Here is a 14,667-nt window from a genome sequence, read left to right as displayed (position 1 = left end):
CCCACGGCAAGTCGGTGGTCCTCCTCGCTAAGCTTCCTGCGTGAATCTGGATCTGCTGACGCCCAGCGTCGAACTCGGCGTGGTGACGACGAACCTCGACGCGATGATCGAGTTCTACGAAGGTTTCCTCGGACTCGAACTGCAGGGCGTCGTCGATTTCGACGGCGGCTCGCAACGGCGCTACAACCTCGGCTCGAGCGTGCTCAAGCTCGTCACCTACACCACGCCGCCGCCGCTACCGGTGGCGCCGGGAGGCGGCCGGGCTCAGGCGGGGCTCCGGTACTTCACCATCGGGGTGCTGAACCTGCGTGCCGTCGCCGAACGCATCGAGGCGGCCGGGTACCCGATCACCGAGCCCCCGACGGAGTTCGTGCCGGTGCCGGGAATGGGGTGGCTGTTCTTCACCGATCCCGACGGCAACTCCATCGAGTTGTTCGGAACCCTGTAGGTGCTCCCCGACAGGGGAGCCACCAGCGACGTCTGGGAGGTGATGTCGACGGCGCGCTCAATCCGCCGCTTCACCGACGAACCCGTCGACGACGCGACGCTGGCTCGCTGTTTCGAGGCCGCGACGTGGGCGCCGTCGGGGGCCAATGCGCAGGAGTGGCGCTTCGTGGTGCTGCGCTCGCCCGAGCAGCGCGCGGTCGTCGCCGAGGCGGCAACCAGGGCGCTCGAGATCATCGAGGTCGCGTACGGAATGACGCGACCCGACCCCGACGACACCGGCAGGCGTGCCCGCGACAACCGCGCCACCTACGAACTGCACGACCGCGCAGGCGAATTCACGTCGGTGCTGTTCGCGCAGAAGCGGCTGAGAATGGCCTCGGACATGCTGTTGGCGGGGTCGATCTTCCCGGCGATGCAGAACTTCCTGCTCGCCGCTCGCGCCCAGGGGCTCGGAGCGTGCCTCACCAGCTGGGCGGCGTACGGCGGTGAGGAGCTGCTGCGCACCGCGGTGGGGGTGCCCGACGACTGGATCATTCCGGGTCACATCGTCGTCGGCTGGCCCAAGGGCGGCCACGGACCGGTGCGGCGGCGGCCGTGGCAGGACGCGGTGAACGTGGACACCTGGGGCGCCCGCTAGGCTGCCGCAACTCCGGCGGAGATGTCGTCGGCGATCCGCCGCATCCGCCTCCGCGACGCACCCCAGCCACGCACCACCTTCTCGTAACTCAGGGTGCCGTCGCGGTAAACCGCTATGCGCCAACGCAATCCGAACCAGTGAGCGACGAACCAGATCGGCCACGCCACCGCCAGCAGCAGCGGGCCGCCGAGCGCCTCGGTGCCGCCGAGGGATTCAGTCACGTGGGTCATGTCGTACCACCAGCGGCGCCGCACCGTCCACTGCTCGCCGTACACATCGGTCACTGTCAGCATGTCGCCGAGAGTGACCCCGCCGGCTTGGTGGATTCTTGGCGGCCATCAGGCCTCGATGACCACCGTGACGTCGTTACCGGAACGCTCCACCCGCATGCCCGCCCGGCGCGCAACCGCCGCCACCCCCGCCGCGTCGCGGGGTTCGGCGCGCGTGATCGCGAGTGCGCGCGCCAGCCTGCCCTTGTGCGCCTTGTTGAAGTGGCTGACGACGCTGCGCTTACCGTCGGCGCGTTCGGCGAGGACCTCGACGGTGACGGCTCCCGGCAGGCGGCCCAGGGCCGCGTACGACCCCGAGCGAAGATCCACCACCAGGTCGTCCAGGGCGATCCGGGCCAGCTCGGGCTCCAGTGCGGGTTTCCAGCGCGCCGCCAGCGTCGAACTGCCCGGCAGTTTCGAGCCCGCCGACAACCGGTACGCGGGAATGGGGTCGTCGGCGCGTAGCAGTCCGAACAGCGCCGAGCCGACCGCCAACCGGGAGCGAGCGCGGGAAGCGGTTGCGCGACTGACGCTCTCGATGTCCAGCGCGTCGTAGAGGACGCCGGTGTACCGCTCGATCGCCGGCATCGTCGGCGCCGAGCGCAGTGTCGCGTTGCGGTCGACCTCGGTGCGCTGCGCTGCCGAGAGGCCGAGGGCGGCCAGACAGGCGGGTTCGTCGGCCGCGAGCGTCACCACCTCGTCGACGAGGTCGGTGCGCACCGACGTCAGCGCGGGGGAGCTCAGACCGTCCAGGCGTAGCGGGGGCCCGTCGCCACCGTCGCGCTTGGTCTCCGATGGGGGCAGCAGCACGATCACGCGGGAACCGTAGCGGACCGGGTTCAGCCGTAGGCGAGCAGCAACGGGATCCGCTGTTCGGCCGTGGTCAGCGAACCGTGGTGGCCGCGCAACGAGGACTCGATCGGCTCCACGGTGCTGCGCACCAGCGCGACGGAGCCCCGTGCCGCGGCGACGACGTCACCGATCCGCGGTCGGCTGGAGTCTGTGACGGTCCCGCCGAACCAGCCCGCGTCGATCGCCTCGTCGCGGGTGACCACCCAGGCTCGCTCGCCCAGTTCGGCGCGCCACGCGGCCAGCACGTCGTCGGCTGCACCCGCGGCGGCGTAGACGTGCCGCGCACGCGCTTCGCCGCCGATGCCGACGACGCCGTTCGAGAGCGCGACGGCACTGTCGATGTCGACGGTGTCGGACTCCCCGACGGCGACCATGCCGTGATCCGCGACGACCGCGAGCAGCGCTCCCGGCGGAAGGCCCTCGACGATCGACTCGACCAGCCGGTCAACCTGCCGCAACTGCATCCGCCACGGCTCGGAACCGGGCCCGTGCAAGTGGCCGACCATGTCGAGATCGCCGTGGTAGCCGTAGCAGAATCCGCCCTCGGCGAGCGCGGCGCGCACGCCCGCCGCGAGGTCGCCGAGCCCCTGGACGCCGACATAGCGCCCGCCGCGCAGCACCGCGCGCGTCAACCCGGAGTCGACGAACTCCGCCTTGTTGACGACGGTGACGGCGAAGCCGGCAGCGGATGCTCGCTCGAACACGGTCGGCATCGGCTGCACCTGCTCCGGGATCGCCGTGCCGCGCAGGTCGTCACCCCACGGGTGCGGACGCCAGCGCAGTGCGTTGACGATGCCGGCGTCGGGAAGCGCGAACGTGTAGCCGACCATGCCGTGTTCGCCGGACAGGCAGCCGGTTCCGATGGCGGCCAGCCCGGCTGCCGTGGTCGACGGGAAGCCGACCTGAAGCGTGCGCCCGCGCAGGCCGGCGAGAACCGGCACCTCGCTGGCGTAGGTGTCGAGCAGTTCGGCGCCGAGTCCGTCGATGAGCAGGACACAGGCCCCGGCGACGCCGTCCCGCAACGGGATTCGCGGGTCGAAGCCCACCGCGCCGAGAGCGGCCAGCACCGAGGGCACGACGTCGGCGAGGTACGGCAGGTCCGGATCGAGCCGAGGGAGCTCCACGGTCGCTGATCCTGCCACGGATCGGTTCCTCGAAACGCTGCGGTCCTGCCCGCGGACCGCCTACGGCTAACATCGACGAATGGCGAAGATCGAGCTGTCCAGGGAGTTGACGATCAGTCCGCAGAAGGCGTGGGAGCACGCGTCCAACCTCGAAGAGCTGGGCGACTGGTTGACGATGCACGAGGGCTGGCGCTCGGAACTGCCCACCGAACTCACCAAGGGCACCAAGATCATCGGCGTCGCGGGCGCCAAGGGCATGCGCAATCGCGTGACGTGGACAGTCGAGCGCATCGATCCGCCCAAGCTGCTCGAGATCAAGGGTGACGGCGTCGGCGGCACGAAGTACGCCCTGAAGATGGCGGTGACCCCGACCACGTCGGGCTCCAAGTTCGCCGTGCGGATCGATCTGGGCGGCGCGCCGCTGTTCGGACCGATCGGCATGGCCGCCGCCCGCACCGTGAGGGGCGACATCGAGAAGTCGATCGCGACGTTCGTCGAGCTCTACGGCTGACTCGCGGTCCCGCCCGAATCGGCTCGCGCGTGCACTGACACGGCGTAGTCGCCGCCCTCGTACGGCTCGCGGTCCCACGTCGCCCAGCGGTTGACCGGCGTCAACCCCGCTTCGGTGCACAGCCGGTCGTAGGTGTCGAGCGCCAGCCGGTGCTCGCGGAGCTGGAAACCCGCGACCAGCAGGCCGCCGGGGGTCAGCCTCCTCGCAACCTCGGCGAGCACCGCGCCCTCCGTGCCGGGAGCGACGAAGATCATCACGTTGCCCGCCAGCAGCGCCAGATCGAACCCGGTTCCCACCGCGTCGGACAGCTGCGCCAGGTCGGCCTCGAACCACGGCAGCTCGGGCGCTTTGGCACGCGCGGCGTTGAGCATCGCGGGGTCCGCGTCGACTCCCGTGACGTGGTAGCCCCGCCGCGCCAATTCGATTGCCACCCGGCCTGTTCCGCACCCGCCGTCGAGCACGCTGGAGCCGCCCGTTTCGCGCAGCAGGGCGTCGATGAGGTCGGCCTCGCCGTGCACGCTGCGGCCCTGTGCCGCCAGCGCTGTCCAGCGTGCGTCGTAGTCGTCGCCGCGTGGCGTGTCGGCCCCGCTCCAGCGCGTGCTCACTCAGCCGGCGACGATCGAATCGCCCTGGACCGTGATCGCCGTGGTTTCAAGCGGTTTCGTGGCGGGTCCCTTGACGACGGATCCGTCCAGGTTGAACTCGCTACCGTGACAGGGACACTTGATGACGGCGTCGACCACCTCGGCGACCTTGCAGCCCGCGTGCGGGCACACCGACGAGAAGCCCTTGAAGTCGCCTGCGGTCGGTTGAGTCACGACGACGTCGTCCACGATCACCGCCGATCCGACCGGCACGTCGGCGGTCTTGGTGATGGCCGCGGCCGACGCGGGCGCACCGGGAGCCGCTGATGTGGATGCGGACGACGTCGCGGGCGGCGAGTCGCCGTCGGCATCCGGTTGCTTGTCGTAGGTCGAACAGGCGGCGAGCGCGGTGGCCGCGGCCCCGACTCCTGCACCGACGATTACGGTGCGACGGCGGGCGTGGGCATCGAGCATCGATGAACCCCTTTCGAAGGACGTGGGCTGAGTGGGTGTGGGCTGTAGTCGGATTGTCGGCCGATGCGGCGGTGAGCGAAGGAGAATCTAGAAACTGATGCCGCTGGTTTGGAAGAACCACAGGGACGACGTCAGCCAGACGAAGACCAGACCGAAGAACACCAGGCCGCCGAAGATCGGGAGCACCCAGGACGGCAGCCCGCGGCGCGTCAGCAGCAGCATCTTCGTGACGAACGCGCCGTAGAAGAGACAGCCGAACAGCGAGTGGAACAGCACCCTGGTGTCGGTGGCCTGGAAGCCGAGCGCGTACAGGCAGTGCACCGCGACCGGAACGCTCGCGAGCACCGCGAGGCGGCCACACCACCGGTGGGCGGTGCTCATCCACGCGGGTGCGCGCCCACCCAGCAGGCCGTACATCGCGAATGCGGTGCCGAACTGAATCACCGCCAGCGCCAAGGCGATCGTCGCCGTCCACGCCTTGACCGACGTGCCACTCGAGAACCCCGCGAGGTTCACCGAGAAGAACTGCGGGTCGTGCACCTTCCCGAAGACCCCGAGCGCCACCGCGACGCACGCCCCTGCGGCGACCGCGACGAGCGCACCGGCATCGACTGCGCTGGTACGGATCTCAGTTGCCATCGTCGACGCCCCTGGCCGCGGTGAAGGTCCACGACTTCGCACCCACCGCGAGGGTGCCCGCGACGGCGTCACCTTCGAGCCGACCGGTCAGACGGCTCTCGCCGTCCGCACTCACCAGGTTCAGCTTCCCGTCGCTCGCGCTGCCGCGTAGCCACACGTCGACCGCAGCGCCGTCGCACGCGTACGCGACTCCCTGCTCGCCGTCGATCGAGATGTCGACGGCGATCACACCGGTTTTCGTCGGGATCTCGCCGGCGTAGGTCGCGTTGGCCGGGAAGGCCGGGGGAGCGGGGACGGGCGGTGCGGGCACCGAGGTGGTCGACGGGGCGGGGGCCTGCGCGGCCGCCGGTTGCGGCGCGAGTGGCTCGCTCCGCTGCCCCTCGTTGACCAGCCAGATCCCGCCCCCCAACGCCGCTGCAACCACCAGGGTGAGGACCGGACCGCGAATTCTGTTCTGAGACATGACACGACAATGCTTCGCGGTCCGGTTCCACGCTTGGAGAAAGCATGGAGGTTTCGTGGAGATCCCCGGCGCTCAGTAGCGCACGGAGCTCTGCTGCAGCGGGGGATAGACGCCGGAGGGGGTTCCGTCCACGGTGGTGCCCGCGAACTGCAGCATGGCCCGTTGCGCCCCGTGCATGGGCGCCGGGTAGTTCAGCACGGGTGCCGACACCTCGTCGAGCAGTGCGAGCCGCTCGGCGTCTAGGGCCAGGTCCAGGCCAGCGAGATTGTCCTCGAGGTGACTCAGCCGCCGGGCACCGAGAATCGGTACGACGGTTCCCTCGCGGGCCCTCAGCCAGGCCAGCGCGACTGCCGCCGACGTGACGCCGAGTTCTGCGGCGACCGTCGCGACAGCGTCGATCACGACGAACTCCGCCTCATCGGGGCCGCCGACGAACGCCGCCCGCGCGGAATCGGTCACCTCCGCGCCGCGGGTGTACTTGCCCGACAGGAAACCGTTGCGCAGCGGGCTCCACGGCACCAGCGCCATCCGTTGATCCCTGGCGAACGGCGCGAGCTCACCCTCGACTGTCCGCTCGAGCAGTGAGTACTCGACCTGCAGGGCGATCAGCGGTGTCCACCCCCTCAACAGGGCGGTGGTGTGCGCCTGCGCGGTGACCCAGGCCGGCGTATTGGAGAAGCCGAGATATCGGACCTTACCCGCGCGCACGAGATCGTCGAGGGCGCTCATCGTCTCCTCGATCGGCGTGTGCCGGTCCCAGTTGTGCAGCCAGTACAGGTCGAGGTGGTCGGTGTTGAGCCTGCGCAGCGTCTGGTGCAGCTGGGCGATGATCGCCGATCTGCCCGCGCCGCCGCCGTTCGGATCTCCGGGGTGCATGTTCGCGAAGAACTTCGACGCCAGCACGACGTGGTCGCGCATGCCGCTGCGCTTGGTGAAGAAGTCACCGAGGATGCGTTCGGAGTGACCGTTGGTGTAGAAGTTCGCGGTGTCGATGAAGTTGCCGCCGCCTTCCAGATAGCGGGTCAGGATGGCCTCGGACTCCTCGACGGAGGTGCCCGCGCCGCCGGGGTCTTGCCCGAAAGTCATCGCGCCGAGAGCGAACGGGCTGACTCGCAGGCCCGAGCGGCCGAGGGTGACGTAGTGGTCGAGTGACATGAAAATCTCCTTAATCAAGGTTGATTGGACGACTTCATTCAACTTCTCCACCGCCGGCGCCGGTAGCTCGATGCACGTCGACTCTTGCACAATCCGATCGAATCGAGGCGTATCGTGAAGTCGTGCGATCACGTGCCGACCTGCTGACCGAACTCCGCGCTCTGATCGACGCCGCCGCGCGGCCGGACATGGCGACGCCGATCGGCGGGCTGCTGCTGTCCAAGGTCACCGACCCCGGCTCCGAACCCGAGTACTCGCTGACCGAGCCGCTCGTCGTCGTCATGGCACAGGGGGGCAAGCGGCTTCGACTGGGGGATCGGGAGTACGAGTACCGCGGCGGCGACGTCCTCGTCGTCACCGCGGGCGTCCCGATCACCGGGCAGTACGTCGACGTCGACGCCCGCACCCCGGCCCTCGGGGTGGGGCTGGTGCTACGGCCCGAGATCGTCGCCGCGCTGGCCGCCCGTGCCCCGGCCGGCCGTCCCGCGGACGCGTCCGCGCTGGCGACCGGCCCCGCGGACGTCGACCTGCTCGACGCGGTGGTGCGCATGGTGCGCCTCGTCGACCGCCCCGCCGACGCCGCCGTCCTCGCGCCGCTGCTCGAACAGGAGATCGTCTGGCGTGTCCTCACCGGCGCTCACGGTGCCGCGGTGCGTCGTATCGGCCTGGCGGACAGCGATCTCACCCACGTGAGCCGCGCGATCGGATGGATCCGCGACAACTCCGCCGAGCCGCTGCGCATCGACGACCTGGCGCGGCTGTCGGGGATGAGCGCGTCGGCGTTCCACCGGCACTTCCGCTATGTCACCAACATGAGCCCGCTGCAGTTCCAGAAGCACATCCGGCTGCAGCGGGCGCGGTCACTGCTGGCGGCGCATCCCGGTGACGTCGCGGGCATCGGCCATCGCGTCGGATATGGCAGCCCGTCGCAGTTCAACCGCGAGTACCGCAGGCTCTTCGGCACCCCGCCGGGCCAGGACTCCGCGCGTCAGCGAGCCGGCGCCGACACCGCCGCCCGGTTCCCGTGAGTCAGGCGGTTCTGGTCAGGAACGGCAGCAGCACTCTACGACGGTTGACGATGCGGTCGGCGAACCCGTGCAGAGCCTCGGGGACCGACGCTGCGAACGGGTAGAGCGTGTCGGTGCGGGCCAGCCGGTCGGACACCGCGCGACTCGCGACCAGCGCCCACTCGATCCCGGCGCGGCGACACGCCTCGTCGATCCGCGCGATCATCCGCACGCCGTCGATCGCGAACGACGTGACCCCGCTCAAGTCGAGCACGATTCCGGTATCGGGAAGCACGAAGCACCCGGTGCGCTCGTACAGCGACTCGACGTTCCCGGCGTCGACGTCGCCGGTGACCGTCAGCAGCGTGGCCAGGTGCCTGCTCTGCGCCGTGACCTCCGCAGCGCCGCAGAACACGGCGTGATTCCCGTAGCAGCGCATGGTTCCCGGCTGTATCGCGTGAATGGCCAGTGTCATAGCGGTCCCCGTTTCCACGGTGTTGCTGAGCGGCGTCGGCGCGGATTTGAGGACTCCGCGTTTCCAGCACGTTATGTGCGCGATATAAGCACGTCGGCGGAATCGCATAATAGTTTGCTAAGAATGGAAATGGCGCTACTCGATTCGGCGCTCTCGGCAAAGTTCGGTGCGCATTGTCCGGCGCGCTCACAGCATTGGCTGCGCGCCGATTCGGACAATGCGCTGATACCCTTTCGCGGATCGTCCGGCGAGTGGGGCCGGGGGCGCGAACGGAACTAATCGGTGATCGCGGAAAGAGTGTTGTGCGCAGCGGAGAGATCAAGGCACTAACGGGCCTTCGCATCTTCGCCGCCGTGTGGGTGGTGCTCTTCCACTTCCGGCCGCTGCTGTACGGCGCGGCGCCCGATCTCACCGCCGCCCTGGCACCGGTGCTGGACCGGGGCGCCCAAGGCGTCGACCTCTTCTTCATACTCAGCGGCTTCGTGCTGACGTGGACCTACATCGACAAGATGGGGAAGACCTGGTCCACCCGGGCGACGCTGCGCTTCCTGTGGCTGCGTCTGGCCAGGGTGTGGCCGGTCTACCTGGTCACCTTGCATCTGGCCGCGCTGTGGGTCGTCTTCACACTCAACGTCGGTCACGTCCCGACCGAGGACCTGGCGCCGTACAACGCGATCAGCTATCTGCGCCAGCTCTTCCTCGTGCAGCTGTGGTTCGAGCCGTTCTTCGACGGAACCAGCTGGGACGGTCCCGCCTGGTCGATCAGCGCGGAGTGGTTGGCGTACCTGATGTTCGGCGTGCTCATCCTGGTGCTGTTCCGCGTCGCACGGGCGACCAGAGCGCGCAGCCTGATGCTGCTGGCCGTCGCCGTCTCCGTACCGCCGGTGATGTTCCTGCTCGTCACCGGGCACTTCTACACGCCGTGGAGCTGGCTACCCCGCATCATCCTGCAGTTCACCGCCGGCGCCGTCGCATGCCTTGCCGTCCGCAGACTCGACCCCAGCGACCGGGTCCGGCGCTCGTCGGGACTGCTCGCACTCGGAATCGTCGTCGCGATGGTCGGCATCCTGTACTGGTTCGACTCGCACCCCATCCCCGATGTCATCGACAGCGGCGGAGTCGTGGACGTGCTGTTCGTCCCGCTGGTGATCGCACTGGCGATCGGCGCGGGGACACTGCCCGGCTTCCTGTCGATGCGTGCCGTCGTCTACGCGGGTCAGGTGTCGTTCAGCCTCTACATGGTGCACGAGCTGGTGCACACGGCGTGGAACTGGGCGACCCGACAATTCGAGGTGACCCTCGACGGCACGGCGGGCGCGAAGTGGATCGTGCTGGGCCTGCTGGTGCTGAGCTTCCTCTCCGCGGTCGCGCTGTACCACGTGGTGGAGGAACCGGCCCGCCGGTGGATGCGCCGGATGGTCGACGTCCGCGCGGTGGACAACCCGGTGCAGCAGATCGACAGCGCACGGTCAGGTAAGTCGGCCACCCCGCGCGCCGGATGACCAAGTCCGTCGATCCGAATTATGCTGTGAAGCAACGAGAGTCGTCACATTGCGATGATCATGATCGGTGGAGGATGCAGGTGGGGCGGCTAGCGGCGTTCGTCGCGGTAGTGATGGTGTTCACGGGCGTGGTCGTCATGCCCGTGCCAGCCGATTACGAGCTCGCCGGGCGCGAAGTGCCGCAGTACCGCATCGCGGTGATCGGCGACTCGTACACCACGGGCGGTGACCTCGGCGGCCGGGGCGCGCAGGGCTGGACGTCCCGCGCGTGGCAGCTGCTGGCCCGGCGCGGGGTGCTGGTGAACGCCGACGTCGCCGCTGAAGGCGGCGCGGGCTACGGCGTTCCCGGCAACCGCGGCAACGTGTACGAGGCGCTCGCCGCGCGCGCGATCCGGCCCGACGACACCCTGGTGGTCTACTTCGGCTCCCGCAACGATCAGCCCGCCAATCCGGTGCTGCTGCCCGGCGCGATGCTGTCCGCGCTCGGCGTGGCGAGCCGCACGGCACCGTCGGCCCGGATCCTGGTGATCGGCCCGCCGTGGCCCACCGCCGACGTGCCTCCCGCGGTGTTGCAGGTGCGTGACGCGCTCTTCGGCGCGGCGCGTCTGATGGGCGCCATGTGGATAGACCCCATCGCCGAGAGATGGTTCGTCGGTCAACCCGACCTGATCGGGCGCGACGGCGTGCACCCCACCGACGCCGGGCACGCGTACATGGCGGAGCGGATCGCGCCCCTCATCGCCGATGCCCTCCCCACACAGACCTGAGATCTAGCCGAACACGTCGTCGAGCGTGACCGTCTGCAGCCGGCGTTCGAGGATGAGATCCGCCAGCCGCCCATAGCACCGCGTGATCGTCGGTAGGTTCGCGTGGGCCAGCACGATGTTGCCGGGCTTAAACGCCTTGGCTGCGCCGTCGACGAGTTCGCGCTCGGTGAGCGGCTTGAAATCCCCGACCTGTTCGGACCACCTGGTGATCGTGCGGTATCCGAGGTCGGTCGCGATGCGATCGGACGCGACGGTGTGACGACCGAACGGTGGACGGAAGTACGGAGCCCCGTCGACGCCGTAGGTGTCGACGAGGAACCGCGCGTTCCGACTGATCTGCTCCGCGATGTCGCGCTCACCGATGCGGGTGAGGTAGGGATGCGACCAGGTGTGGTTGCCCAGCTGGATCTGCCCCGCCTCCACCATGGGCCGCAGGACGCGGGCGTTGTCCGTCCACGACGCGTTGACCCCGTTGACGAAGAACGTCAGCCGGGTCCCGGTATCCCGGCAGAACTGCGCGAACGCGGCCACCACCTCCGAGCTGACGCCGTCGTCGACGGTGAGGGCCACCCGGCGGCCGACGGGCGGCAGTCGCGTGAGGAGACCATCGGGCGCACCCGCCGGGCGAGAACCCATCGGCCGCAAGGGTTCCGCGGACACCGGGGCGGCGCGGGCGGCGGCCAGCACCCCCAACGCGATCGAGCCCAGCAGCGTTCGCCTGTCGATACCGGGCACCGCAGGAGGATAAGGGCTCGCGGCACGACGCGGGGGAGGAACAGCCACCCCTGGACCACCGCGTGCTCGACGACCTTGGCAGACTGTCGGCATGGCACAGATAACCTTGCGCGGAAATCCGATCAACACCAGTGGCGAACTCCCCGCCGTGGGCAGCCCGGCTCCCGACTTCACGCTGACCGGAACCGACCTCGGCTCGGTCGGCAGCGCCGACTACTCCGGCAAGGCCGTGCTGCTGAACATCTTCCCGTCGGTGGACACCCCGGTGTGCGCGGCCAGCGTCCGGACCTTCAACGAGCGCGCCGCCGGCAGCGGCGCGACGGTGCTGTGCGTATCCAACGATCTGCCGTTCGCCCAGAAGCGGTTCTGCGGCGCCGAGGACATCGAGAACGTGACCAGCGCGTCGGCGTTCCGCGACGACTTCGGTAAGGACTACGGCGTCACGATCGTCGACGGCCCGATGGCCGGCCTGCTGGCTCGCGCCGTCGTGGTGGTCGGCGCCGACGGCAACGTCTCGTACACCGAGTTGGTGCCGGAGATCGGCCAGGAGCCGAACTACGACGCCGCGCTCGCCGCGCTGCAGTAGCCGCGCCCGGCCGCGGACTCGGGCTCGCGGTCACCTTTCGGCCACGGTACGGCAACTCATTGGCCCTCTACCTGGGCTTTTAGAATCTCGCGTCACGCGCTGGTGGAAAACTGGTGTGTACGCCGCTGTCGATGAGGCAGCGGGTACACACGGCATCAGCGCCGTGGCGGAGTTCGTCTCCCGTCGCGTCGCTCGCCCCGGAGAGAAGTTGACGCACGCATGAATCGCATCTGGGCCCTCGTGATCGGGCTGATCGTGTCCGTGGCAACGGTGCTTGCATCCGCCGGCATCGCCAGCGCCGAGCCGTACCCTCGGCCTGCCAACCACCAGCAGTTGATCGACGTCGTGATCAAGCGCGCGGTGTCGCAGCAGGGTGTGCCGTTCACCTACGGCGGCGGCGACTCCTCCGGCCCCACGCGTCGGCCGGCATCGGTGCCCGACCCCGCCACCGCGACACCGCTCGGCCTCGAACAGCTGCCGGCGGGCGCCGTGTCGACGGCCCCCGGCGTGACGGCGGCCCCCGGCGTGACGCCCGGCCTGGGTGTCGCCCCCGGTCTCGGGGTGCCGGCGCCCGACCCGAGCGCCGACGTCGTCGGCTTCGACGCGTCCGGCCTCATGGTGTACTCGTTCGCCGGTGTCGGGCTGAAGCTGCCGCGCTCGTCGGGCGAGCAGTACAAAGTGGGCTGGAAGGTGACGCCGGATCAGGCGCTGCCCGGCGACCTGATCTTCTACGGGCCCGACGGCACGCAGAGCGTGGCACTGTTCATCGGTAACGGCCAGATGGTGGAGACAGCGGACACCGGCGTCAAGGTGTCGCCGGTGCGGACGAACGGGATGGCGCCTTACCTGAGCCGCCTCATCGCCTGACGGAGCTCACGACCCGCTGGTGGCGATCGTGCCGTCGATGATCATGGCGCGCAACGTCTTACGGTCGAACTTCCCGCTGGGCAGAGTGGGGATCCGGTCGCCGGACACCACCGCCCAGCGGGTCGGCACCTTGTACCCGGACAACTGCTCGCGGGTGCGAGCCGCCAGGTACTGGACGTCGACGGCTGAGCCATCGGGCCCGGTGGGCACCACCACCGCGCAGACCTGCTCGCCGCGCTCCTCGTCGTCGACACCGAGGACCAGACACTGCGCGACCTCCGGGAGATCGGCGACGACCGCCTCGACTTCGAGCGGGGACACGTTGGCGCCTGCGGCCTTGATCAGATCGGTCGTGCGGCCGACGTAGAACAGCCGCGGGTCACCCTCCCTGCGGTAGACCCTGTCGCCGGTGTGGTACCAGCCGTCGGCGTCGAACGTCTCGCAGCGCTCGCGCTTGTTGTAACCGGCCATGACTCCGATACCGCGGATCAGCAGTTCGCCGGTGACCCCCTCGTCGACGTCGGCACCGGCGTCGTCGACGATGCGCATCTCCGTGTAGGCGAACCCGCCCGCGGTCTCGGACATGGTGCGGTGCACGGGAAAGCCGTCGGGCACATCGGTCATCGCGATGTCCAGCGGGCCGTCGCGCAGTGTCGGCGCGCTGGACAGGTCGCGGCCGGCGAACGACGGGTGGTCACGCAACCGCTGTGTGAACGCGGGCCAACCCACCACTCCGGTGGCACGCTCGCGCTCGACCATGTCGAGGGCGGTGCCCGGGTCGAGTTTCGGCAGCACCAGCACCGTCGTCGGCTCGTGCAGCGCACCCGTGGCGGCTAGCAACCCGCCCACCCAGAAGAACGGCATCGCGCACAGCACCCGGATCTCCCCGGCGGTGCTCGTCACCACGCGCACCGCCGCCGGCCACGTGGAGGTCTGCCGCACCAGCGTGCCGTGGGTGTGCACGACGCCCTTCGGGTCGGCGGTCGATCCCGAGGTGTGCACCACGACGGCGAGGTCGGCCGGTGACACCTCCGCCTCGGCGGCCGCGAGGATCGTCTCGGGCACGGCGGCGGTGTGGTCGAGCGCGCTCGCCCAACTCCGGTCGGTCGCACCGGTCAGCACGATGCGGCGCAGGTACGGCGCCTCGGGCAGCGTCAACCGCCCCGCCTGCTGACCGGCCAGGTCGCCGAACGCGGCTTCGAATCGCTCGGCGACGTCGTTCGAGAGCACCGTCGGCGGGCCGACGAGTAGTCCGACATCGGCCAGCCGCAGCACCTTTCGCAGTTCCGCGGGGGTGTACATCGTGCTCAGCGGGATGACGAGCGCGCCGATCCGCGACAGTGCCAGCCACCACACCACCCAGTCGGCGCTGTTCGGGAAGAACAGGCCGACGCGAGACCCCTTGCCGACGCCCTCGTACAGCAGCTGGCGCGCGAGGTCCGCCGATCGTCGTTCGGCGTCGCCATAGGTCAGCCGATCGGTCGGTGTGACCAGGTAGGTGTGCTCGCCGAAGTCGAGCGCGGCGCGCGCGAGCAGAGCCGGGACGGTCAGCGGGAGTGCAGTCACCCAGCGA

At 69.5% G+C, this 14,667-nt stretch carries 19 protein-coding genes; 8 read left to right on the top strand and 11 right to left on the bottom strand.

What is annotated here, in order from left to right:
* Nucleotides 1-40: 40 nt before the first annotated feature.
* On the top strand, nt 41-448 hold the full coding sequence (locus NM203_RS22895) for a VOC family protein (protein WP_255062764.1): 408 nt from the start codon (nt 41-43) through the stop codon (nt 446-448).
* 42 nt (nt 449-490) lie between these two features.
* On the top strand, nt 491-1,084 hold the full coding sequence (locus tag NM203_RS22890) for a nitroreductase family protein (RefSeq protein WP_255063039.1): 594 nt from the start codon (nt 491-493) through the stop codon (nt 1,082-1,084).
* On the opposite strand, the gene NM203_RS22885 is transcribed toward NM203_RS22890, so the two are convergent.
* From NM203_RS22885 to NM203_RS22875, 3 genes are read right to left on the bottom strand one after another with little or no spacing between them, the layout of a single operon-like run.
* Entirely contained in the window at nt 1,081-1,377 is a 297-nt protein-coding gene (locus NM203_RS22885; protein ID WP_255062763.1) for a hypothetical protein, read from the bottom strand. The two genes, NM203_RS22890 and NM203_RS22885, sit on opposite strands and share 4 nt — an antisense overlap.
* A 45-nt stretch (nt 1,378-1,422) precedes the next feature.
* A complete protein-coding gene (gene yaaA, locus NM203_RS22880; protein ID WP_255062762.1) occupies nt 1,423-2,169 on the bottom strand; it encodes a peroxide stress protein YaaA in 747 nt (248 codons plus the stop codon).
* 23 nt (nt 2,170-2,192) lie between these two features.
* Complete coding sequence (locus NM203_RS22875) at nt 2,193-3,329, bottom strand: alkaline phosphatase family protein (RefSeq protein WP_255063038.1); 1,137 nt, start codon at nt 3,327-3,329, stop codon at nt 2,193-2,195.
* A 79-nt stretch (nt 3,330-3,408) separates the two neighbouring features.
* On the opposite strand from NM203_RS22875, the gene NM203_RS22870 reads away from it, so the two are divergent.
* Nucleotides 3,409-3,840 (top strand): type II toxin-antitoxin system Rv0910 family toxin, encoded by a 432-nt coding sequence (locus NM203_RS22870; RefSeq protein WP_255062761.1) that lies wholly within the window; start codon nt 3,409-3,411, stop codon nt 3,838-3,840.
* Here NM203_RS22870 and NM203_RS22865 read toward each other — a convergent pair.
* The 5 genes from NM203_RS22865 to NM203_RS22845 all read right to left on the bottom strand — a co-directional run bounded on the left by NM203_RS22865 (nt 3,831) and on the right by NM203_RS22845 (nt 7,155).
* A complete protein-coding gene (locus NM203_RS22865; protein ID WP_255062760.1) occupies nt 3,831-4,445 on the bottom strand; it encodes a class I SAM-dependent DNA methyltransferase in 615 nt (204 codons plus the stop codon). The genes NM203_RS22870 and NM203_RS22865 overlap by 10 nt on opposite strands.
* Complete coding sequence (locus NM203_RS22860; RefSeq protein WP_255062759.1) at nt 4,446-4,898, bottom strand: QcrA and Rieske domain-containing protein; 453 nt, start codon at nt 4,896-4,898, stop codon at nt 4,446-4,448.
* 87 nt (nt 4,899-4,985) lie between these two features.
* Nucleotides 4,986-5,537 carry a DUF6529 family protein gene (locus NM203_RS22855; RefSeq protein WP_255062758.1) on the bottom strand — a complete coding sequence of 184 codons (552 nt, stop codon included), beginning with the start codon at nt 5,535-5,537 and terminating at the stop codon, nt 4,986-4,988.
* Nucleotides 5,527-6,000: a hypothetical protein gene (locus tag NM203_RS22850; RefSeq protein ID WP_255062757.1), complete on the bottom strand. Its 474-nt coding sequence runs from the start codon at nt 5,998-6,000 to the stop codon at nt 5,527-5,529. The genes NM203_RS22855 and NM203_RS22850 overlap by 11 nt, the downstream gene beginning before the upstream one ends.
* A gap of 72 nt (nt 6,001-6,072) precedes the next feature.
* A complete protein-coding gene (locus NM203_RS22845) occupies nt 6,073-7,155 on the bottom strand; it encodes an aldo/keto reductase (protein WP_255062756.1) in 1,083 nt (360 codons plus the stop codon).
* Nucleotides 7,156-7,277: 122 nt separating this feature from the next.
* On the opposite strand from NM203_RS22845, the gene NM203_RS22840 reads away from it, so the two are divergent.
* Complete coding sequence (locus NM203_RS22840) at nt 7,278-8,183, top strand: AraC family transcriptional regulator (protein ID WP_255062754.1); 906 nt, start codon at nt 7,278-7,280, stop codon at nt 8,181-8,183.
* Nucleotide 8,184: 1 nt separating this feature from the next.
* Here the strand turns inward: NM203_RS22840 and NM203_RS22835 are convergent, their stop codons facing one another.
* Nucleotides 8,185-8,637, bottom strand: a complete 453-nt coding sequence (locus NM203_RS22835) for an STAS domain-containing protein (RefSeq protein WP_255062753.1) — start codon at nt 8,635-8,637, stop codon at nt 8,185-8,187.
* A gap of 302 nt (nt 8,638-8,939) precedes the next feature.
* On the opposite strand from NM203_RS22835, the gene NM203_RS22830 reads away from it, so the two are divergent.
* Together NM203_RS22830 and NM203_RS22825 are read left to right on the top strand one after the other, a co-directional pair.
* Nucleotides 8,940-10,139, top strand: coding sequence for an acyltransferase family protein (locus NM203_RS22830; protein WP_255062752.1), 1,200 nt, complete (start codon nt 8,940-8,942; stop codon nt 10,137-10,139).
* Between the two features lie 80 nt (nt 10,140-10,219).
* Nucleotides 10,220-10,906: an Rv0518 family GDSL lipase gene (locus NM203_RS22825; RefSeq protein ID WP_255062751.1), complete on the top strand. Its 687-nt coding sequence runs from the start codon at nt 10,220-10,222 to the stop codon at nt 10,904-10,906.
* Nucleotides 10,907-10,909: 3 nt separating this feature from the next.
* On the opposite strand, the gene NM203_RS22820 is transcribed toward NM203_RS22825, so the two are convergent.
* Entirely contained in the window at nt 10,910-11,641 is a 732-nt protein-coding gene (locus NM203_RS22820) for a polysaccharide deacetylase family protein (protein WP_255062750.1), read from the bottom strand.
* A gap of 91 nt (nt 11,642-11,732) precedes the next feature.
* Here NM203_RS22820 and tpx point away from each other — a divergent pair, with 91 nt between their 5' ends.
* Together tpx and ripD are read left to right on the top strand one after the other, a co-directional pair.
* Nucleotides 11,733-12,227, top strand: a complete 495-nt coding sequence (gene tpx, locus NM203_RS22815) for a thiol peroxidase (RefSeq protein ID WP_255062749.1) — start codon at nt 11,733-11,735, stop codon at nt 12,225-12,227.
* Nucleotides 12,228-12,446: 219 nt separating this feature from the next.
* Nucleotides 12,447-13,094: an NlpC/P60 family peptidoglycan-binding protein RipD gene (ripD, locus tag NM203_RS22810; protein WP_255062748.1), complete on the top strand. Its 648-nt coding sequence runs from the start codon at nt 12,447-12,449 to the stop codon at nt 13,092-13,094.
* Between the two features lie 6 nt (nt 13,095-13,100).
* Here ripD and NM203_RS22805 read toward each other — a convergent pair whose 3' ends face one another.
* Nucleotides 13,101-14,660, bottom strand: a complete 1,560-nt coding sequence (locus tag NM203_RS22805) for a class I adenylate-forming enzyme family protein (protein WP_255062747.1) — start codon at nt 14,658-14,660, stop codon at nt 13,101-13,103.
* Between the last annotated feature and the right edge of the window lie 7 nt (nt 14,661-14,667).

Source organism: Mycolicibacterium arenosum (genome assembly GCF_024320865.1).
GTDB classification, from domain to species: domain Bacteria; phylum Actinomycetota; class Actinomycetes; order Mycobacteriales; family Mycobacteriaceae; genus Mycobacterium; species Mycobacterium arenosum.
Note: the sequence above shows the minus strand (reverse complement) of the source record. Positions and strands in the feature narration are given on the sequence as shown.

Coding starts and splice junctions, on each gene's coding strand:
- ripD (WP_255062748.1), top strand. CDS start 12,447: ATGAATCGCATCTGGGCCCTCGTGATCGGGCTGATCGTGTCCGTGGCA.
- tpx (WP_255062749.1), top strand. CDS start 11,733: ATGGCACAGATAACCTTGCGCGGAAATCCGATCAACACCAGTGGCGAA.
- NM203_RS22855 (WP_255062758.1), bottom strand. CDS start 5,537: ATGGCAACTGAGATCCGTACCAGCGCAGTCGATGCCGGTGCGCTCGTC.
- NM203_RS22835 (WP_255062753.1), bottom strand. CDS start 8,637: ATGACACTGGCCATTCACGCGATACAGCCGGGAACCATGCGCTGCTAC.
- NM203_RS22870 (WP_255062761.1), top strand. CDS start 3,409: ATGGCGAAGATCGAGCTGTCCAGGGAGTTGACGATCAGTCCGCAGAAG.
- NM203_RS22890 (WP_255063039.1), top strand. CDS start 491: ATGTCGACGGCGCGCTCAATCCGCCGCTTCACCGACGAACCCGTCGAC.
- NM203_RS22845 (WP_255062756.1), bottom strand. CDS start 7,155: ATGTCACTCGACCACTACGTCACCCTCGGCCGCTCGGGCCTGCGAGTC.
- NM203_RS22885 (WP_255062763.1), bottom strand. CDS start 1,377: ATGCTGACAGTGACCGATGTGTACGGCGAGCAGTGGACGGTGCGGCGC.
- NM203_RS22860 (WP_255062759.1), bottom strand. CDS start 4,898: ATGCTCGATGCCCACGCCCGCCGTCGCACCGTAATCGTCGGTGCAGGA.
- NM203_RS22850 (WP_255062757.1), bottom strand. CDS start 6,000: ATGTCTCAGAACAGAATTCGCGGTCCGGTCCTCACCCTGGTGGTTGCA.